At 65.5% G+C, this 17,804-nt stretch carries 21 protein-coding genes; 13 read left to right on the forward strand and 8 right to left on the reverse strand.

Annotated elements, in window-relative coordinates; translation table 11 throughout:
* Positions 1-144: 144 nt before the first annotated feature.
* The 4 genes from QTI66_RS34975 to QTI66_RS34990 are packed head-to-tail and all read left to right on the forward strand — an operon-like array spanning position 145 to position 5,372.
* Positions 145-1,971, forward strand: a complete 1,827-nt coding sequence (locus QTI66_RS34975) for an FAD-dependent oxidoreductase (RefSeq protein WP_286564972.1) — start codon at positions 145-147, stop codon at positions 1,969-1,971.
* Entirely contained in the window at positions 1,968-3,839 is a 1,872-nt protein-coding gene (locus QTI66_RS34980) for a 2-oxoacid:acceptor oxidoreductase subunit alpha (protein ID WP_286564973.1), read from the forward strand. Before QTI66_RS34975 ends, QTI66_RS34980 begins: the two co-directional genes overlap by 4 nt.
* Entirely contained in the window at positions 3,836-4,891 is a 1,056-nt protein-coding gene (locus QTI66_RS34985) for a 2-oxoacid:ferredoxin oxidoreductase subunit beta (RefSeq protein ID WP_286564974.1), read from the forward strand. The genes QTI66_RS34980 and QTI66_RS34985 overlap by 4 nt, the downstream gene beginning before the upstream one ends.
* 43 nt (positions 4,892-4,934) lie before the next feature.
* A complete protein-coding gene (locus QTI66_RS34990) occupies positions 4,935-5,372 on the forward strand; it encodes a CBS domain-containing protein (RefSeq protein WP_286564975.1) in 438 nt (145 codons plus the stop codon).
* A gap of 55 nt (positions 5,373-5,427) precedes the next feature.
* Here the strand turns inward: QTI66_RS34990 and QTI66_RS34995 are convergent, their stop codons facing one another.
* Entirely contained in the window at positions 5,428-6,273 is an 846-nt protein-coding gene (locus QTI66_RS34995) for an alpha/beta fold hydrolase (protein WP_286564976.1), read from the reverse strand.
* 107 nt (positions 6,274-6,380) lie between these two features.
* Here QTI66_RS34995 and QTI66_RS35000 point away from each other — a divergent pair, with 107 nt between their 5' ends.
* Both QTI66_RS35000 and QTI66_RS35005 read left to right on the forward strand, forming a co-directional pair.
* Positions 6,381-6,572 (forward strand): DUF6494 family protein, encoded by a 192-nt coding sequence (locus tag QTI66_RS35000; RefSeq protein WP_286564977.1) that lies wholly within the window; start codon positions 6,381-6,383, stop codon positions 6,570-6,572.
* A gap of 111 nt (positions 6,573-6,683) precedes the next feature.
* Positions 6,684-6,848: an FmdB family zinc ribbon protein gene (locus tag QTI66_RS35005; protein WP_286564978.1), complete on the forward strand. Its 165-nt coding sequence runs from the start codon at positions 6,684-6,686 to the stop codon at positions 6,846-6,848.
* A 102-nt stretch (positions 6,849-6,950) separates the two neighbouring features.
* On the opposite strand, the gene QTI66_RS35010 is transcribed toward QTI66_RS35005, so the two are convergent.
* The 4 genes from QTI66_RS35010 to QTI66_RS35025 form a co-directional block, all read right to left on the reverse strand.
* Positions 6,951-7,340 (reverse strand): DUF4345 domain-containing protein, encoded by a 390-nt coding sequence (locus QTI66_RS35010; RefSeq protein WP_286564979.1) that lies wholly within the window; start codon positions 7,338-7,340, stop codon positions 6,951-6,953.
* Positions 7,341-7,363: 23 nt separating this feature from the next.
* Positions 7,364-7,777 carry a GFA family protein gene (locus QTI66_RS35015; RefSeq protein WP_286564980.1) on the reverse strand — a complete coding sequence of 138 codons (414 nt, stop codon included), beginning with the start codon at positions 7,775-7,777 and terminating at the stop codon, positions 7,364-7,366.
* Between the two features lie 27 nt (positions 7,778-7,804).
* Positions 7,805-8,209 (reverse strand): DUF1801 domain-containing protein, encoded by a 405-nt coding sequence (locus QTI66_RS35020; protein WP_286564981.1) that lies wholly within the window; start codon positions 8,207-8,209, stop codon positions 7,805-7,807.
* A gap of 80 nt (positions 8,210-8,289) precedes the next feature.
* Complete coding sequence (locus QTI66_RS35025) at positions 8,290-8,412, reverse strand: hypothetical protein (RefSeq protein WP_286564982.1); 123 nt, start codon at positions 8,410-8,412, stop codon at positions 8,290-8,292.
* Between the two features lie 30 nt (positions 8,413-8,442).
* Here QTI66_RS35025 and QTI66_RS35030 point away from each other — a divergent pair, with 30 nt between their 5' ends.
* From QTI66_RS35030 to QTI66_RS35050, 5 genes are all read left to right on the forward strand, one after another.
* Positions 8,443-8,940, forward strand: coding sequence for a hypothetical protein (locus tag QTI66_RS35030; protein WP_286564983.1), 498 nt, complete (start codon positions 8,443-8,445; stop codon positions 8,938-8,940).
* 188 nt (positions 8,941-9,128) lie between these two features.
* Entirely contained in the window at positions 9,129-9,707 is a 579-nt protein-coding gene (locus tag QTI66_RS35035) for a putative pterin-binding protein (protein ID WP_286565018.1), read from the forward strand.
* A gap of 227 nt (positions 9,708-9,934) precedes the next feature.
* Positions 9,935-10,744, forward strand: a complete 810-nt coding sequence (locus QTI66_RS35040; protein WP_286564984.1) for a hypothetical protein — start codon at positions 9,935-9,937, stop codon at positions 10,742-10,744.
* Positions 10,745-10,799: 55 nt separating this feature from the next.
* Positions 10,800-11,357 (forward strand): GNAT family N-acetyltransferase, encoded by a 558-nt coding sequence (locus QTI66_RS35045; protein WP_286564985.1) that lies wholly within the window; start codon positions 10,800-10,802, stop codon positions 11,355-11,357.
* A 51-nt stretch (positions 11,358-11,408) separates the two neighbouring features.
* A complete protein-coding gene (locus QTI66_RS35050; RefSeq protein WP_286564986.1) occupies positions 11,409-12,974 on the forward strand; it encodes a cation:proton antiporter in 1,566 nt (521 codons plus the stop codon).
* 3 nt (positions 12,975-12,977) lie between these two features.
* On the opposite strand, the gene QTI66_RS35055 is transcribed toward QTI66_RS35050, so the two are convergent.
* Complete coding sequence (locus QTI66_RS35055; RefSeq protein WP_286564987.1) at positions 12,978-13,694, reverse strand: Crp/Fnr family transcriptional regulator; 717 nt, start codon at positions 13,692-13,694, stop codon at positions 12,978-12,980.
* A gap of 112 nt (positions 13,695-13,806) precedes the next feature.
* On the opposite strand from QTI66_RS35055, the gene QTI66_RS35060 reads away from it, so the two are divergent.
* Positions 13,807-14,625: a methyltransferase domain-containing protein gene (locus QTI66_RS35060; protein ID WP_286564988.1), complete on the forward strand. Its 819-nt coding sequence runs from the start codon at positions 13,807-13,809 to the stop codon at positions 14,623-14,625.
* 6 nt (positions 14,626-14,631) lie between these two features.
* Here QTI66_RS35060 and QTI66_RS35065 read toward each other — a convergent pair whose 3' ends face one another.
* A complete protein-coding gene (locus QTI66_RS35065) occupies positions 14,632-15,018 on the reverse strand; it encodes a hypothetical protein (RefSeq protein WP_286564989.1) in 387 nt (128 codons plus the stop codon).
* A gap of 7 nt (positions 15,019-15,025) precedes the next feature.
* Positions 15,026-16,651, reverse strand: coding sequence for a tetratricopeptide repeat protein (locus QTI66_RS35070; protein WP_286564990.1), 1,626 nt, complete (start codon positions 16,649-16,651; stop codon positions 15,026-15,028).
* 267 nt (positions 16,652-16,918) lie between these two features.
* On the opposite strand from QTI66_RS35070, the gene QTI66_RS35075 reads away from it, so the two are divergent.
* Entirely contained in the window at positions 16,919-17,797 is an 879-nt protein-coding gene (locus tag QTI66_RS35075) for an SMP-30/gluconolactonase/LRE family protein (RefSeq protein WP_286564991.1), read from the forward strand.
* Positions 17,798-17,804 lie beyond the last annotated feature (7 nt).

Here is a 17,804-nt window from a genome sequence, read left to right on the forward strand (position 1 = left end):
GCTGCACCTCTGCCTCAACCGCGTTACAACAGGAACTTCGCGCTGCGGGATTTCACCAACGTGGTGCGCCGGCCGTACCGGCGCATACTGGCGGCCAATCAGTGGCAACCCCCACCAAGCCACGGCGGGAGACAGGAGAACGCATTGCAGCGAACCAACATCGCCAACCCGGCCTATTTCCACAAGGTCGTCGATTGCCAATACGCGTGTCCGGCGCACACGCCAGTCCCTGAATACATCCGCATGATCGCGCAGCGCCGCTACAGCGACGCCTACATGATCAACTGGGCTTCCAACGTCTTTCCCGGCATCCTGGGGCGCACCTGCGACCGGCCCTGCGAGCCGGCCTGCCGCCGCGGGCGCGTGGAAGAAAGCAACGCCCAGGCCCCGGAGCCGGTGGCCATCTGCCGCTTGAAACGCGTGGCCGCCGACATGAAGGACGACGTGCGCTCGCGCATGCCCAAGGTCGCGCCCAAAAACGGCAAGCGGATCGCCTGCATCGGCGCCGGCCCGGCCTCGCTCACGGTGGCGCGCGACTTGGCGCCGCTGGGCTACGAGGTGACGGTGTTCGACGGCGAAGCCAAGGCAGGCGGATTCATCCGCACGCAGATCCCGCGCTTTCGGCTGCCGGAATCCATCATCGACGAAGAGACGGGCTACATCCTCGACCTGGGCGTGACCTTCCGGAGCGGCGAGCGCATCGATTCCATGCAGGCGCTGCTGGACCAGCACTGGGACGCGGTCTTCGTCGGCTGCGGCGCGCCGCGCGGCCGTAACCTCGAATTGCCGGGCCGCGAGGAGGCTGCAGCCAACATCCACATCGGCATCGACTGGCTGGCATCCGTTTCCTTTGGCCACGTCAACTCGATCGGAAAGCGCGTGATCGTGCTGGGCGGCGGGAACACGGCCATGGACTGCTGCCGTTCGTCGCGTCGCCTGGGCGGCACCGACGTCAAGGTCATCGTGCGAAGCGGCTTCGACGAAATGAAGGCCTCACCCTGGGAAAAGGAAGACACGCAGCACGAAGGCATTCCGATCATCAACTTCCATGTGCCCAAGGCCTTTGTGCACGAAGGCGGCAAGCTGGTGGGCATGATGTTCGAGATCGTGGAGGCGCAGTACGACGACAAGGGTCGGCGCAAGCTGGTGCCCACGGGCGCACCCGACGCGTTCTTCGAATGCGACGACGTGCTGGTCGCGGTCGGCCAGGAAAACGCCTTTCCGTGGATCGAGCGCGACTGCGGCATCGACTTCGACGAATGGGGCTTGCCGACGCTCGACAAGAACACCTTCCAGTCCACCGTGCCCAACGTGTTCTTCGGGGGCGACGCTGCCTTCGGCCCCAAGAACATCATCACCGCCGTGGCGCACGGGCATGAGGCGGCCGTGTCGATCGACAAGCTGCTGCACGCCGAGGAAATCTACGTGCGCCCTGCGCCGATGACCAACCTCGTCTCGCAGAAGATGGGCATCCACGAGTGGAGCTACGACAACGACACCTCCAACGACCTGCGCTACAAGGTGCCGTGGGCCAAGGCGGAAATGGCGCTGGCCAGCATCCGCGTGGAAGTGGAACTGGGCTTCGACGCGGCCACCGCCTTCAAGGAGGCCGAGCGCTGCCTGAACTGCGACGTGCAGACGGTGTTCACCGAAACAGCGTGCATCGAATGCGATGCCTGCGTGGACATCTGCCCGATGGATTGCATCACCTTCACGGTCAACGGCGAAGAGGCGGAATTGCGGCCGACACTCAAGGCGCCGGCCCTCAACCTGGCCCAGGACCTCTATGTTTCCGGCGGGCTCAAGACGGGCCGCGTGATGGTCAAGGACGAGGATGTCTGCCTGCACTGCGGCCTGTGCGCCGAGCGCTGCCCGACGGGTGCGTGGGACATGCAGAAGTTCCTGCTCAAGATGACACCTGCCGGGCCCGCCTGCCGCGATGCCAAGGTGGTGGAAGGAGTGACGGCATGAGCGCGATACTGCCGCCCAAAGCCGAAAGTTCGCCCGCGGCGCCTTTGCCGCGCATCGAAGCCGTCAACGACTTCGTCATCAAGTTCGCCAACGTGAACGGCTCAGGCTCGGCCTCGGCCAACGAGTTGTTCGCCAAGGCCATCCTGCGCATGGGCGTGCCGGTGAGCCCGCGCAACATCTTCCCGAGCAACATCCAGGGCCTGCCGACCTGGTATGAAGTGCGCGTGACCGAGAAGGGCTACCTCGGCCGACGCGGCGGCACCGACATGATGGTCGCGATGAACCCGCAAACCTGGGACGCCGACGTGGCTGAACTGGCGAGCGGCGGCTACCTGTTCTACGACAGCACGCGGCCCCTGCCGCCCTCGAAATTCCGCGACGACATCCACGTGATCGGCATGCCGCTCACCGAGATCTGCAACGCGGTCTACCACGACCCTCGGCAGCGGCAACTGTTCAAGAACATCGTCTACGTGGGCGCGCTGGCCATCCTGCTGGGCATCGAGCCCGAGGTGGTCGAAAAGCTCTTCGGCGAACAGTACAAGGGCAAGGAAAAGCTCCTGGCCTCCAACGTGCAGGCGCTGCACCTGGGCTGCGATTTTGCGCGCGAGAACCTGGCGCCCATCGGCCTGCAGGTGCGGCGAGCCGACCAGGTGGGCAACCAGATCTTCGTGGACGGCAACAGCGCCGCTGCGCTGGGCTGCGTGTATGGCGGGGCGACCGTGGCGGCGTGGTACCCCATCACGCCCTCCTCCTCGGTGGCCGAGGCCTTCCAGCGCTACTGCATGAAGTTCCGCGTCGATCCCGCCACCGGGCAGCAACGCTTTGCAATCGTGCAGGCGGAAGACGAGATTGCCTCCATCGGCATGGTGGTGGGCGCCGGGTGGAACGGTGCGCGGGCCTTCACGGCCACTTCGGGTCCGGGCATTTCGCTCATGACCGAATTCATCGGCCTGGCCTACTTCGCGGAGATTCCGGTCACGCTCATCAACGTGCAGCGCGGCGGGCCGTCCACCGGCATGCCCACGCGCACGCAGCAGGCCGACATCCTTTCTTGCGCGTATGCCTCCCACGGCGACACCAAGCACGTACTGCTGTTCCCCGAAGACCCGCACGAATGCTTCGAGCACGCGGCGGCAGCGCTCGACCTCGCGGACCGATTGCAGACGCCTGTCTTCTTGATGACCGACCTGGACATCGGCATGAACCAGCGCCTGTGCAAGCCCTTCGCATGGGACGAGGGCCGGCTCTACGATCGCGGCAAGGTCATGACAGCCGAAGAGCTGGAAGCAGGCCGCGACTTCGGCCGCTACAAGGACGTGGACGGCGACGGCATTCCGTGGCGCACGCTGCCCGGCACGCATCCGACCAAGGGCAGCTTCTTCACGCGCGGCACCACGCGCGACGCCTACGCCCGCTACTCCGAACGCGGGCCGGACTACATCTACAACATGGAGCGGCTGCTCAAGAAGATCGCGACCGCGGCCACGCTGGTGCCGCAGCCCGTGCTGAAGCCGGCGGCGCAAAAGACGAAGCTTGGCGTCATCTACTTCGGCTCGACCAGCCCGTCCATGGACGAGGCGCTGGAAGCGCTGGAAGAGCGCGGCATCCACCTCGACGCCATGCGCCTGCGGGCCTTTCCCTTCCCGGACAGCGTGCAGGCATTTCTTGAAGCGCACACGCACGTGTACGTGGTCGAGCAGAACCGCGACGCGCAGATGCGCAGCCTGCTGGTGAACGAGCTCGACGCCAACCCAGCCCGGCTGATCAAAGTGCTGCACTTCGACGGCACGCCCATCACGGCGCGATTCATCGTGCAGGCCATCAGCGCGCATGCCGGCACCCTGAACAAGAAGGACACCGCATGACCTACCTTGCCAAGCCCCGCCTGCGCCACCCGACGCTGGCCACCAACAAGGTCGGCTACACGCGGCGCGACTACGAGGGCAAGATCTCCACGCTGTGCGCCGGCTGCGGCCACGACTCCATTTCGGCCGCCATCATCGAGGCGTGCTGGGAACTGGACATCGAACCGCACCGCGTCGCAAAGCTCAGCGGCATCGGCTGCAGCAGCAAGACGCCGGACTACTTCCTGGGCGCCTCGCACGGCTTCAACACGGTGCACGGCCGCATGCCCAGCGTGCTGACCGGCGCCAACCTGGCCAACCGCGACCTGCTGTATTTGGGCGTGTCGGGCGACGGCGATTCGGCCTCCATCGGCCTGGGCCAGTTCGCGCACGCCATGCGGCGCGGCGTGCGCATGGCCTACATCGTGGAGAACAACGGCGTCTACGGCCTGACCAAAGGCCAGTTCTCCGCCACGGCCGACCAAGGGTCCAAGAGCAAGAAGGGCGTGGTCAACACCGACAGCCCGGTCGATCTGGTCGCCATGGCGCTGCAGCTGGGTGCGAGCTACGTGGCGCGCGGCTTCTCCGGCAACAAGGCGCAACTGGTGCCACTCATCAAGGGCGCGATCTCGCACGGCGGCGCAGCCTTCATCGACGTGCTGAGCCCCTGCGTGGCCTTCAACAACCATCCCGGCAGCACCAAGAGCTACGACTACGTGCGCGAGCACAACGAGGCGGTGAGCCGCATCGACTTCATCAGCACGCGCGACGAGATCACCGTGGACATGGCGCCGGGCGAAGTGATCGACGTGCGCCAGCACGACGGCACCTTGCTGCGCCTGCGCAGCCTGCACCCCGACTACAAGCCCGGCGACCGCCATGCCGCCATGGCCTACATGCAGCGCCACCAGGAAATGGGCGAGGTGGTCACGGGGCTGCTGTACGTCGATCCGCTCGCGACGGACCTGCACACCGCGCTCAACACCAGCGACCAACCGCTCAACGCGCTGGGGCCCCGGGAGCTTTGCCCCGGCGCCGCCGCGCTGGAGCGGCTCAATGCCTCCTTGCGCTGAGCGCCGGAAGACTGCAACATTCGTCTTTCATTGGAGGGGGAGCATGTCCGAACGAACCGTCTTCCAGTCCATCTCGCGCGCGCACGTGGTCAGCCTGGGCCCGCAGGCCAGCGTGCGCGACGCCGCCTGCGTGATGACGCGCGCCAACTGCGGCAGCGTGCTCATCATGGAACCGCCGGAAACCCTGCTGGGCATCCTCACCGAGCGCGACCTGATGACGCGCGTGCTGGCCAAGGGGCTCGACCCCGAGCGCACCGCCGCGCGCGACGTGATGACGCCCAATCCCATTTGCGTGCCGCCGGAAACGCTGGTGTCGGATGCGGTCCTGCTGATGCTGGAACGCGGCTTCCGCCACATTCCGCTGGTCGCGGGAACGAAGATCCTCGGCGTGTTTTCGGTCCGCGATGCCTTGCCGAGGGAACTGGGCACGGCGCTGAGCCAGGCGGAGTTCAATGAGCAGGTGAATGACGTCCTGGGTTAGTTGACGAGTCCCGAGCCGTGGCGCGCGGCCTCGCAGGGACCTGATCGAAGTCCTCTCAACTGAACCAGTCGGACAGGATCTTGTTGACGACGTCCGCACGCTCGTACTGAACCCAGTGCCCCGCCCCTTCCACGATTCGCGCCTGGGCTTGGTGCGGTACCTTGTCGGCCACGGTTTTCACCAATGCTGGCGGATCGGCGGTGACGTCGTGCTCACCCCACAGCAACAAGGTCGGCGCCGACCGTCGCGCCAGCGCTTCGAACAGGCCACCTGATTGCGAGATGTCCCGGCTTCGAAAGCGCGTGTGCAGGCACGCATCGGTGTGGATGCGCACGGCCAGCGCATCGATGTCGTCGGCTTCCATGTGGAGCATGTGCACCGAGAGGTTGTGCCGCATGATCGCGTCGAGTGCGGCGGCATCGCCGGCTTCCGCCGCCTGTTTCCAGCTTCGCAATGTGCCGCGCGGGCGACGATGCCCTGCATGGCCCGCCGGCCCCAGCAAGGCCAGCCGCTCCACGGCCGGGCGCCTTGCGGCGATGAACGCCGCCACCAAGCCGCCAAATGAAAATCCAGCGAGGTCGACGGGCGATCCCTCGCCGACGAGTCGATCCAGCGTCGACATCGTCGGGCGCACGACTGCGGCCAGTGAACCCGCAAACTCCGCGTCGTCGGAATCCCCATAGCCCGGCATGTCCGGAACCCACACGGCACGGTCGACGCCGAGCGCTTCGACGTTGCGCGACCAATGCATCCAGTTGCCGTGGCCGCCATGCAGCATGACCAGCGGCCGACCGCCGCTGCCAAAGCGCCGCCAAGTCACCTGCCGCCCTTCCCACTCGACGGCCTCGCGGCTGGCCAGTGTGGCAAGGTGATCGATCTGGTCTTGCGCTTCGCGGTTCATGGATGCGGCCCTTGCCCACAAGTATGGCCGGAAGCAGACCGATTGACGACGCTGGCGCTGAAGGCAAGACTGCGTACATCCCGGCAATCGCCGGACAAGGAAATCACATGAACGAAGAAGCACTCAACATCAGCATTCGCAAGTTCCTGAAGGTGGTCGGTGTCAGTTCCCAACGGGAAATCGAGCATGCGGTCGCCAAGGCCCCGCCGGGCACGCAGCAGGTGGTGGCCACCATGACGCTGGAGATCCCGGAATTGGGCCTGAAGGTCAAGTTCGACGGGGATATCCACCTGGCCTGAGAGGGGTTTCCAAGCAGGCGGCATCGTCCTAGCATGGGGCCCCTTGCTCCGGCGGTCGCGGGCCTCCTCAAATGGGCCTGTGCCTCCTGCCAATCAGGATGAGGAAGCGCCATGCCAACCTACCAATATCGCTGCGCGAAATGCGGCGAGGTTTTCGAACACGTCGAACACGTTGCGGAGCATGAGACCGCCCATTTGCGCTGTCCGAAATGCAACAGCGATGAGGTCGAGCACAAGCCGACGCAGTTCTTTGCGAAGACCTCGAGGAAGAGCTGAACGCAGTGCGCGCGACCGCGGCTGATGCGCGCATTGCATCGCCCCCATTCGCGTTGCTGGCGCGGCAGGCACTTGCGAAGGGCCGTTGACGGCCCCCCGTCTTCATGGCGGCGCGAACTCATGGCGCGCGACGTAAGCCTGCCATGGAATGAGCGCGGGAATCAGCAATTCGATGAGCGCCACCAGCGCGACTGCGAGGGCCGGTGCGCCCGTGACATGCCAGGCTGCGAGGCGGCCCAGGCCACCCAGGAACACGGCGGCGCACACGATCCTGAACAGCGCCGTCTGCCGCCCGATCTGCGGCACGATCCACCACACGATCATGGCCAGCCCGACGTCCCATCCGGACATGAAGCGGAACTGGCTATCGAGGTTCGGATTGGCAACCTCCAGTGGAATGTAGAACTCAACGCCCCGAACCAGCCCCAGCATGCCGACCGTGAGCGGCAACAGGCTCAGGACGATGACGATCAGTTGAAGGGCTCGCTTCATGGGACACTCCTGGATGCGTTGCGCTACGGCTTCTCCCTCTTCTCCCACTTTCCCGGAAACTGGGGCAGTTCATCCGTGATGTCGAACCACGGCGCCTTGTCTGCAACGTAGAGATGAAGCCCGGGCTTCACATGCGGGTCGTCGTCGAGCGCGCCCAGTGGCAGGCCATGCGCCGACGTGTCGTGGTCGAAGCGGCTGAGGAGCGGCGATCCGCAGACGCGGCAAAAGCCCCGGTGGTTGCCGGGCGACGACTCATACCATGTCACGAGGTCCTCGCCTTGCACCCACCTGAAATCGGCGGCCTTGACGCGGGCGCGGCTGCGAAAGGCAGCGCCCTGCGCCTTGCGGCACATCGAGCAGTGGCAGTTGAGCGCGCCCGTCAGCGCGCCGGAGATTTCGTAGCGAACACCGCCGCAAAGGCAACTACCGCGAAGCATGGTTCTGGCCTCTTCCGTTGATGGGCATCAAGCACCGGCCGTGGCGCTTTGCGCTTGCGCAGTCGGATTGCCAAGCGACGCATTGAGCGCGACGGCTTCACGCACCAATGCGACAACGGTTGATCGCTCCAGCGGGGTCGTCTCCACGAGTTCGAGTGTTGCCATCTCGTACTTTCCGCCGGGCTTCAGGCGAGGCTCGATGCCGCGCAACCGCTTGCCGCGCCAAAAGCCGAAGAGCACACGACTGTCCTCCGCGCGAATGAGAAGGGCAGGCCCGTTCGAGAAGTACACGAGGTGGCCCCACTTGATGACTTCCTGCAGCGGCGCCGTGCTGGTCACGGTTGAGCGAAGGGCATCCACCTGGCGCTGCTGCCAACCGGCGAGAGACGCGACATAGGCCTCCGGACTCTCGGCAGGAATTGATTTCTTCATTGGCATATTTTTCGACTCACGCAACAGCCAGCAAGAGCAGATGGCGAGATCGTAGCCAGATCCATCACGGCGCGGCGTAGTCACACCAGCGTGACACCCGGAATTTCTGCTTGAGCGCACCACAACACAAGCGGATGATATTCAGCCGCTGCGGAATCAGGCTCGATCAGAAGTTTGAGGCCGCGTGGAAGCGCAGCGTTCATGCGGCCTACTCAAGAGAAGGAGCGGTAATCATGAACCACGCAGTTCGACTGTCCGCTGTGGCAGCCTTCATCGTCTCGACCACACTGTCCGCGAGCGCCATCGCGCAGGCGCCAGTCGCGTTCAAAGCGACGTGTCAAGCCGTGGGCTTTGCCCCGCCAGAGCCCCTTGGCGACCGCGACGGCCATGGCTTCACAGTGGCCCCGTACAGCTGTCAAAGCATGGACGGCCCATTCGAGGGCGGCATCATGACAGGCCAGAACATCTGGGAATCCGACAAGGGCAGCTCCGTGCTGATCGCAGGCAACGGCGTCAATCGCAAGCCAGGGATGTCGTTGGTCTACGTCATTACCGAAGGCAAGAACACCCTGACCATGGCCGATGGCAAGGTGACGGGTTATTCCGGCTCGGTCAAGGGCGTCTACAAGCTTGCAACAGGCCCTGCAGCGCCCTACGCGGGCAAGTCGTTCACTTCCACGTTCCGCAGCATTGGGCGCGGTCAGTTCCTCGTGGAGACGACGATCGACTAGCAGCCTGGGCGGTCGCTGCCTGGCAGTTCCAGGCCTCCTGGATCTGGCCATCGCGAATGACCGCCATGGTCATCCCGTAGACCTCGATGGGCCGTCCGGTGGGCTCGCCGTGAGGGCGAAGAGCTTGCACCGACCGTTACAGCGACACGGTAGACGCCCCCCACCCCGCGACCCACAATCCGTCGATGATGAACAAGCGCCATTTCCTCGGCACCGCCGCCCTCGCCGGCCTGTTCCCCGCCAGCCGTGCAATGGCCGCAGATCCGCCGCGCCACGGCCCCGGCCTGCTCACGGTCAGCGGCGCCATCGGCAAGTCCAACCGCGGCCCTGTGGACCCGGCGCTCGACCAGTTGATGGTCAAGCACGGCGTCAAGTTCGACAAGGCCTTCGTCATCGATGCCGAAGCCTTGCATCGCCTGCCCGTCGTTCGCATCAAGCCGACGCTGGAATACGACAACAAGGTCCACGCGCTCGCCGGTCCCTTGCTCACCAGCGTGCTCGAATCGGTCGGCGTGACGGGCGATGCCATGCTCGGCCTTCGCGCAGTCGATGGCTATGTCGTCCCTTTGAAGCTCGCAGACGCACGCAGCTACCGCATGATCGTCGCCACCGAAATGGACGGTGCGCCGCTCACGCTCGGGGGCCTGGGCCCGCAGTGGGCCATCTACGAGGCCGACACGCTTGCCGCGTTCAGGGACAAGCCCGTCAAGGAGCGATTCGCGCTGTGTCCGTGGGGGCTGTACAGCATCGAGGTCAGTCGCGGCTGATCGCCGCTGCACATCGGCGCGCGCAGCTTCCACGCAAAGAGGCGTGACCTTCCCGGTCGCATGCGTCCGGCTCTTTTTCCATTGGAGCCCTACGACAGCAAATGGGCAGACACCATGATGGTGCAAACCCGCGAACACGATCAGTAACTCAAAAGGCCACACAAAAGCCGCTGAGCGCCTATACCTGAACCAGGCCCGACAAACGCAAGCTCACGAGGAGAGCAAGCATGAGAACAACAACATCCTGGCTGCTGGGAGGCTTCATCGTCCTTGCCGGCTTGCTGCCTGCTGCCCAAGCCCGCGACCACTGCGGTGGGAGTGGCCGATGCGGCGTGCCGGGCAACGGCCTCTCGCCCGACGAACTGCCGACGCCACCATCCGACGCGCAGTGGGCCGATCCGGACGGACCGTCACCGCATGTGGCGTCGATCGATTCCATGCCAGGAGGACAAAGCTACGGCCGGTGGGCCGTCCAGTGGTGGCAATGGTTGCTGTCTGTTCCAAAAGCGAGCAATCCCCTGTCCGATGTGACCGGTGAAAACTGCGCCATGAATCAGGTCGACAAGGTCTGGTTCCTGGCCGGCGCGGGCAGTCCGGATTCTGTGGTGCGAAGCTGCACCATCCCTGCCGGCAGGTCCTTGTTCTTCCCACTCATCAACGTGGTGTGGGCTCCGTTCCCCGAAGATCCTCCCGAAGAAAAGACCGAGCGCTTTGTGCGCAGCCATGCCAGATGCACCAACGTCCGGATCGAAGAAGCAACGATCGATGGCCAGAAGGTGCCCCATCCAGGCCGCTTCTTCACCGGCGCGTCGGGCAGTCGCTCTGCGCTGTTCAATGCGCTGCTTCCGGCGGGCAACCTGTTCGACCTTGACGCTGGCGCCCTGTTGACCCCGGCCGCCGAGCAAGGCTACTACCTGTTCGTGCGTCCCCTGTCACCGGGCGTCCACACCATTCACTGGATCGCTTCGGGATGTTCCGAAGGCGGCTTGCAGGACATCACGTACCACCTGAAAGTGGTGCGCCCTGAGCGCCGGTGAGGAAACAGTTGCGAGCTCGTCCGAAAACCGCGTAGCTGCGCTACCGTCGGGCTGAATGCCCACGCTCGCCTTCCGCCCGCTCGCGCGCAGCGACTTTGCGCTGCTCGGCCTCTGGCTGCGCCAGCCACATGTCGCGCGCTGGTGGGCGGACGATCCCTCACCGGCCGCGCTCGAACGCGACTACGGTGCCTGCATCGACGGCACCGAGCCCGCGGCAGTGTTCATCGCAACGGCGGACAACGCACCGCTCGGATTCATCCAGCGCTATCGACTCGCGGCTTATCCGCACTACGTTTCCGAACTGGCGAGCGTGATCGAAATACCGGAGTACGCCAGCAGCATCGACTACTTCATCGGCCCGCCGGGTCAATTGCACCGCGGCCTCGGCACGGCGATGCTTGGCGCATTCGCCAGCGCGACCTGGCGCGCGGACCCCGGGACGTCGTGCATCCTCGTGCCGACGCACGCCCACAACGCGGCATCGAATCGCGCGCTCGAACGCGCCGGCTTTCGCGCAGTGGCCACCGGCGAGCTCGAGCCCGACCACCCCGCCGATACGCGCGAGCACGTCATCTATCGACTCGATGCGCCGAAGGCCAGTGGCTCGCAATAGCTGCGCGGTTATTCGTGGACGAGCACACCGGACCAAGCACACTACGCCCCCATGGCCACCTTCGAATGGATCATCGCGTTGCTTCTGGGCGCGGCCGTGCTTGCCGCCCTCGCCCGCAAGGTCGGCGCGCCCTACCCGACCTTCCTCGCGCTGGGCGGCACCGCGCTCGCATTCGTGCCCCAAAGCCCCCAATGGACGCTTGATCCGCACCTGGCGCTGACGCTCTTCGTCGCGCCCGTGTTGGTGGACGCCGCCTACGACACGTCGCTGCGCGACCTTCGGCTCAACTGGCGGCCGGTGGCCGGGCTCGTCATTGCAGCCGTGGGCACCACCGTGCTGGCGGTCGCCCTTGCTGCGCGCTGGCTGGTGCCCGGCATGCCCTGGCCGGTGGCCATTGCCCTGGGCGCCATCGTCGCGCCGCCCGATGCCGCCGCAGCCACCGCCGTGATGCGGCAGGTGAAGCTGCCGCACAAGCTGCTCAAGATCCTCGAAGGCGAAAGCCTCTTGAACGACGCGAGCGCCCTGCTCGTCTATCGCCTGGCCATCATGGCGATGGTGGCCGGGCATCTCGGCTTCGGCAGCTTTGCGCCCGTGTTCCTGCTGACGGTGTTCGGCAGCCTCGCGGCCGGCGTGGGCATCGCGTATGTGCTGCGGCCGCTGCTGGGTGGCATCCGCGAGGTGCCCATTGCGCTGATCGTGCAATTCGCCCTCACCTTTGCGGTGTGGATCGCGGCGGAAGCCATCGGGCTGTCGGGCATCCTCACGCTCGTCACCTACGCCATGACCGTCGCGCGGCAAAGCGGGCCACGCATGCCGGCGCGCATGCGCGTGCCGATCTTCGCTGTTTGGGAAACGGTCGTCTTCGTGCTCAACGCCTTCGCCTTCGTGCTGATCGGCCTGCAACTGCGGCCGATCTGGACGCGGCTGCAGGCCACAGGCGGACAGGTAGATGCGCTGTGGACCGCCGCGGCGGTGCTGGGCGTGACGATTGCAGCGCGCTTTGCGTGGGTGATGGTCTATTCGGCCGGCAAGTACCGGCGGGCCGTTGCGTCGGGCGATCCCGCTCGTCCGCGGCCGACGCTGGGCGGCGCCGTCGTGTTGTCGTGGGCGGGCATGCGCGGCATCGTCACGCTGGCCGCGGCCTTTGCCATTCCCGAGACGCTGGCCGACGGCACGCCCTTTCCGTACCGCGACCTCATCCTGCTGTGCGCCTTCTCGGTGGTGCTCGGCACGCTGGTGTTGCAGGGCCTGACGATGGCGCCGTTGATCCGCGCTTTCGGTCTCACCGATGACGATCCCGTCGGCCGCGAGATTCGCCTGGGCCGCACGCACGCGTACAGCACGCTGCTCGATGCCATCCGGGACGACGACACGCTCCAGGCCAAGCTGCTGCGCAAGGAATACGGCGCAGTGGTGGAACTGAATTCCAGTCATGCGCCGGACGCGCACGTCGACGACGTGCCCGGCGGCCCATTGCGTCGCCGCGCCATCGCGGTGGCACGCCAGCGCGCCTTTGAACTTCGACGCGACGACGTCATCGGCGACGACGCCTACCGCGTGCTGATCCAGGAACTCGACTGGGCCGAGCTCAGCGCCGGGGGCGCACGCGAGGGTTGACGACTACTGATCGGCCGAGACGCGCATCAGCCCCCAGCGATCGAGCACGACCAGCCCACCGGGGTCGATGCGCAGCACGCCGTCGCGCTCCATCGCTTTCAGTTCCTGGTTGACGCGCTGGCGCGAGGCACCCAACAGTTGCGCCAGCTCTTCCTGCGCCAGATGCAGCCCGATGCGCATCTGGCTGCCGTCCTCCAGGTTCGGAATGCCGTAGCTGCGCACCAGGTGAATCAGTTGCTTGGCGAGGCGCGCGCGCATGGGCAGCGTGTTCAGGTCTTCCACCAGCCCGAACAACTGCCGCAGGCGCCGGGACTGCAGGCGCAGCAGCGCTTCGTACAACTCCACGTGGGTTGCCAGGATCTTCTTGAAGTCAGCCCGCGCCACGCAAAGGATGGTCGTGCTGCCGTGGGCGAAGGTGTCGTGCGGGCGCCGGTCGCCATCGAACATCTCGACGTCGCCGAACCAGCTGCCGGGCTCCAGGTAGGTCAGCGTGACCAGCTTGCCCGCCACCGTGGTCGAACTCGCGCGCACGGCACCCTTGGCGCACGCAAACCACTCTTCAGGAATGTCGCCTCGCGCCGCGATGAGTTCGTCGTCGTTGAAGCGCCTGACATACGCGCTTCGGAAAATGTCGTGCCGAAGCGATGGCGACAGCGTATTGAACCAGCGCCCCTTGTTGATGGCCTCGCGCTCTTCCGGCGTCAGGATTGGATCTTCCATGGCGGGATTGTCGGTCAACACGCCGCCCGGCCACACCCTTGTGGCGCATGGGTGACAGGCGCATAGTGGCTCCCTGCGACAGCCAAGCCGCCGCCGCATGCGGAGACGCGAAATGAATGAATCAGACCCGTACCTGCTCGGTTATCGGCAAGCGGAGCAAGAGCGCCTTGAACGCCAGGCGCGGGAACTCGCGCACGAATCGCAATGGATCTTCGACCGCATCGGCGTGGGCGAAGGCTGGCGCGTCGTGGAGATCGGCTGCGGCCCGCGCGGTTGCCTGGGCCTGCTGTCCGAGCGCGTCGGTTCAACGGGCCACGTGGTCGGCGTCGAGCTCAGCGCAGAGCAGGCCGAAACGGCGCGGCGCTTCGTGGCCGACACTCACTTGGGCAACGTCGAAGTCCTGGGCGTGGATGCCCGCGCCACACCGCTGACTGCCGGCGCGTTCGACCTGGCGACCGCGCGGCTCGTGCTGGTCAATGTGCCGCAGCCCATGCAAATCGTGACGGAGATGGTGCGCCTGGTGCGCCCGGGTGGATTCGTGGCGCTGCACGAAGCGGACACCACCTTCCAGCGTTGCGAGCCGCCGCATGCTGCACAAACCCGGCTGGTGGAGCTTCTGGATGCCTACGCGCAGATGAACGGCATCGACCGCTCCATCGGCCTCAAGTTGCCGCGCATGCTGCGCGAGGCCGGGCTCGCGGATGTCGGCGTGAACCCCATCGTGCATGCCTATCAGCGGGAGCATTCGCGGCGGATGCTGCTTCTTGAGTTCGTCGAGAACGCGCGCAGCCGCCTCGTCGACAGCGCACTGGCGGCGCCCGAAGAACTCGATGCGCTGACCGCCGCCTTGCGCCACCACCTGGAAGACCCCGCGACGGTAGTGATTTCGTCCCTCTTCATCCAGGCCTGGGGGCGTGTGCCGGATCGGTGATGCCAGCTACTTCACCCAGATGCTCAGCGGCACCGCCGGTCGATCGGGGCAGGTCATGGAGCCGGTGTAGCGATCGGACAGCCGGCCGTTGAACGTGCATTCGACGCCATCGAGCGAGATGGTGGCCTTCATCTCCGACGGAAAGCGCGAGAGCTGAAAGCGAATCTCGCCGGTCTTCGTCTCCGGTCCGTCCTGGGTGCAGACGCCGACGTGGACCAGCGTCAGCGGGGCCGCGTACTCCCTGGAGCGACCGGTGGTTTTTTCCTGCGCGATCCCCGTCCACTCCCATTCGCCGAACACGCCGGAGTAGCCCACAAGCTGCACCGGCGCAGCCGCGCCGGACTGCGTCGCGGTTGCGGCGATCGCGGCAGCCAGCAACAAGCGCAATGTCATTGCGGCATCAGGGATGGTTGGCAACGAACCGGCGCGCGTCGGCGACATCGTCGCGCCCCTTGTCAGCGCCATCGGCGATCACGATGACCTTGTCGAAATACAGGCGGGCCGTCTTCGCATCGCCGCTCTTTTCCGCCGCCTTGGCCGCACCCACGGTGGCGCCGAGCCGGTTCGGCTCCTTTTTGAGCGTCGCCTCGAATGCGATGAGCGCCTCGCCGGACTTGCCCTGGTCCAGCAGCATGACGCCGTAGAGTTCACGCGCGGGCTTCAGAACGCCGGGTGTGACCGGGTGCTTCTCCGTGGCGTCCTCGGCATCGGCCGCGGCGCTCATGGCCTTGAGCGCGTCGTCGGTCTTGCCGTCGGCGTACAGAACCCAAGCGGTCGCCACCTGGCGCTGGATCTCGACCTGCTGCGACCAGTAGGCATCCTTGGCTTCGCGCAGCTTGTCGCGAAGTTCAGCCAGCTTGGCGATGTCGGCGTTGGCGGCCGCCGTGTCGCCCGTACGCGCGGCGCCCAGCGCCCGCGCAAAGTATGTGATGGCCTGAACATAGGGCAGAGAGCTGGGCCGAACGGGCAAAGCAGCCGCCTCTTTCCAGTCGCCGCGCTCGACCGCGTAGCGTGCTGGCGACGCCGCCAGCGCGTACGGTCCGGCGGGGGACGTCTCGGCAAAGCCGGTGACCATGACCATCTCGTCGATGACGCCCTTGGCCCTGGCGTCCTGGCCCAGTTGCAGATTGGCGTAGACCAGGTAATCCATCGCATGCAACTGGTCATTGCCCTCCTTGCCCAGCGCGGCAACGCGCGACGATTCCGCGTTGGAGGCAATCGACTCCTTCCAGTAGCCCACGCGCGTGAAGACATGCGAAGGCATGTGCTGCGCATGCGCCGCCGCCGGGGCAATGGCCGAATAACGCCGCGCCGCATCGAGGCCCTTGTCGGCAAGCGCCGGGGAATCGTAGAGATGGATCAGGTAGTGCGCCACGCCGGGGTGCTGCGGCTGGCGCCTGGCGATCTTCTCCAGGATGTCCGCGCCCTTGAGCTGGTTGGCGTAGGTCTTGTCGGTGGGCGGCGCCGAGACGTTGAGGGCGAGCGCGTAGTAGATCTGCGCCTCATCGTCGTCCGGATAGCGCAGCGCCAGTTGCTCCATTGCCTTGGTGTAGGCCAGCACGCGTGTGCGGTGATCGACTTTTTCGTAGTCGGCGTACATGGCGCCCAGCGCGTCGATGTAGTCGCGTTCGCGCTGGGTCTTTGCGCCGACGGCCTTGCCCTTCTCCAATGCAGCAGCGCCTTCGGCGAGATTCTTTGCCGGCGGCGCGATATGCGGATTCCACAGCAAGCTCAGTGCGATGCCCCAATAGGCCATGCCGCAGTCAGGGTCTGCCTTGGCAACTTCCTCGAAGTCGTTCTTCGAGGCGCGGTACCAGAACGAGTGCTGGTAGAGCATCGCGCGGTCGAATATGAGCTGGGCTTTTGGGGTGCAGGAGGTGTCGAAATGCACCTTGCCGAGTTTGTCGGTTGCCGCCTGCCCGAAGGCGGGGCTGAAAAGCGATGTGCCAGCGGTGATTGCGGCGGCTGCCAGAAGTGCGGAGGCAAGGCGCGTTCGCCGGCTCCAAAACAACGTGGACTGGGTCATGCAGGACTCCTTGACGGCTGTGGACAGGGCTCGGGAGCCTGAGCAGAAAGGAGTGGCGCCGACCCGTGTCCCCGAGAGCACGGCAAGAGACGCCGAAGGAATGACGAATTCGATCGGCGCGGCATCGGCGTGCGCCACTCTATCGAATGCCCGCCAAAAAAGGCATCTACCGGATTGGGTAGGCCTTTCACCCCCTTGATTTCCGCGGAATGCGACCTTCGCACCCAGGATGTCGTTGCATTGTTCATCTGCTGCCAGAATTCCCGGATGCCCCACAACGTCCGTGTCGTCGTCCATGCCAAAGACCAGTTGGGCGAGACGCCCCTGTGGTGCCCGCACACGGAAAAGATCTGGTGGATCGACATCGAACGCCCGAAGCTGCAGTCCTTCGACGAGCGCACCGGCCAGCACGACGTGCATCGCTTCGACCACAGCACATTCCTCGGAAGCCTTGCCTTGCATCGCCAGGGCGGATTCGTCGTGGCGCTCGACAACAGCCTGCATCGCTTCGACCCTTCGACCTCCGCGCTGAAGCACATCGTCGATGTGGAGGCCGCCGACAAGGGGACACGCCTGAACGACGGCCGCTGCGATCACCGCGGCCGCCTGTGGATCGGCACGATGGACGCGGCCATTGAAAAGCCGCTGGGCAGCTTCTACCGCGTGGAGGCTTCCGGATCGGTGCAATGGCTGTTCGACGACATCATCGTGACCAACTCGGTGACCACGTCGCCGGATGACCGCACGCTCTACATGTCGGACACGCGGCGCTTCAAGATCTGGGCTTTCGACCTGGATCCTGACGATGGCGTGCTGTCGAACCGCCGCGTGTTCGCCGACTACGCGCAGGAAAAAGGCCGTCCAGACGGCGCCGTGGTGGACAGCGAAGGATGTCTGTGGAACGCGGTCTTCGCAGGGCATCGCGTGATTCGCTACACACCCGCGGGCAAGGTCGACCGTGTCATCGAACTGCCCGTGACCAACCCGACTTGCGTGTGCTTCGGCGGGCCGGACCTGAGCACCCTCTACGTCACCACGGCCACGAAGATGATCGCGCCGGAAGTGCTTGCGAATGAACCGCTCGCCGGCGCCTTGCTGGCGGTGGACGTGGGGGTGAAGGGATTGCCTGAGGCGATGTTTGGTTAGTGTCCCG

It is taken from the genome of Variovorax brevis, assembly GCF_030317105.1.
Taxonomy (GTDB): domain Bacteria; phylum Pseudomonadota; class Gammaproteobacteria; order Burkholderiales; family Burkholderiaceae_C; genus Variovorax; species Variovorax brevis.

Bases quoted from the DNA above. Each gene is read 5' to 3' on its own strand.
- QTI66_RS34980 (WP_286564973.1), top strand. From the start codon at position 1,968: ATGAGCGCGATACTGCCGCCCAAAGCCGAAAGTTCGCCCGCGGCGCCT.
- QTI66_RS34985 (WP_286564974.1), top strand. From the start codon at position 3,836: ATGACCTACCTTGCCAAGCCCCGCCTGCGCCACCCGACGCTGGCCACC.
- QTI66_RS34990 (WP_286564975.1), top strand. From the start codon at position 4,935: ATGTCCGAACGAACCGTCTTCCAGTCCATCTCGCGCGCGCACGTGGTC.
- QTI66_RS34995 (WP_286564976.1), bottom strand. From the start codon at position 6,273: ATGAACCGCGAAGCGCAAGACCAGATCGATCACCTTGCCACACTGGCC.
- QTI66_RS35000 (WP_286564977.1), top strand. From the start codon at position 6,381: ATGAACGAAGAAGCACTCAACATCAGCATTCGCAAGTTCCTGAAGGTG.
- QTI66_RS35005 (WP_286564978.1), top strand. From the start codon at position 6,684: ATGCCAACCTACCAATATCGCTGCGCGAAATGCGGCGAGGTTTTCGAA.
- QTI66_RS35010 (WP_286564979.1), bottom strand. From the start codon at position 7,340: ATGAAGCGAGCCCTTCAACTGATCGTCATCGTCCTGAGCCTGTTGCCG.
- QTI66_RS35015 (WP_286564980.1), bottom strand. From the start codon at position 7,777: ATGCTTCGCGGTAGTTGCCTTTGCGGCGGTGTTCGCTACGAAATCTCC.
- QTI66_RS35020 (WP_286564981.1), bottom strand. From the start codon at position 8,209: ATGAAGAAATCAATTCCTGCCGAGAGTCCGGAGGCCTATGTCGCGTCT.
- QTI66_RS35025 (WP_286564982.1), bottom strand. From the start codon at position 8,412: ATGAACGCTGCGCTTCCACGCGGCCTCAAACTTCTGATCGAGCCTGAT.
- QTI66_RS35030 (WP_286564983.1), top strand. From the start codon at position 8,443: ATGAACCACGCAGTTCGACTGTCCGCTGTGGCAGCCTTCATCGTCTCG.
- QTI66_RS35035 (WP_286565018.1), top strand. From the start codon at position 9,129: ATGAACAAGCGCCATTTCCTCGGCACCGCCGCCCTCGCCGGCCTGTTC.
- QTI66_RS35040 (WP_286564984.1), top strand. From the start codon at position 9,935: ATGAGAACAACAACATCCTGGCTGCTGGGAGGCTTCATCGTCCTTGCC.
- QTI66_RS35045 (WP_286564985.1), top strand. From the start codon at position 10,800: ATGCCCACGCTCGCCTTCCGCCCGCTCGCGCGCAGCGACTTTGCGCTG.
- QTI66_RS35050 (WP_286564986.1), top strand. From the start codon at position 11,409: ATGGCCACCTTCGAATGGATCATCGCGTTGCTTCTGGGCGCGGCCGTG.
- QTI66_RS35055 (WP_286564987.1), bottom strand. From the start codon at position 13,694: ATGGAAGATCCAATCCTGACGCCGGAAGAGCGCGAGGCCATCAACAAG.
- QTI66_RS35060 (WP_286564988.1), top strand. From the start codon at position 13,807: ATGAATGAATCAGACCCGTACCTGCTCGGTTATCGGCAAGCGGAGCAA.
- QTI66_RS35065 (WP_286564989.1), bottom strand. From the start codon at position 15,018: ATGACATTGCGCTTGTTGCTGGCTGCCGCGATCGCCGCAACCGCGACG.
- QTI66_RS35070 (WP_286564990.1), bottom strand. From the start codon at position 16,651: ATGACCCAGTCCACGTTGTTTTGGAGCCGGCGAACGCGCCTTGCCTCC.
- QTI66_RS35075 (WP_286564991.1), top strand. From the start codon at position 16,919: ATGCCCCACAACGTCCGTGTCGTCGTCCATGCCAAAGACCAGTTGGGC.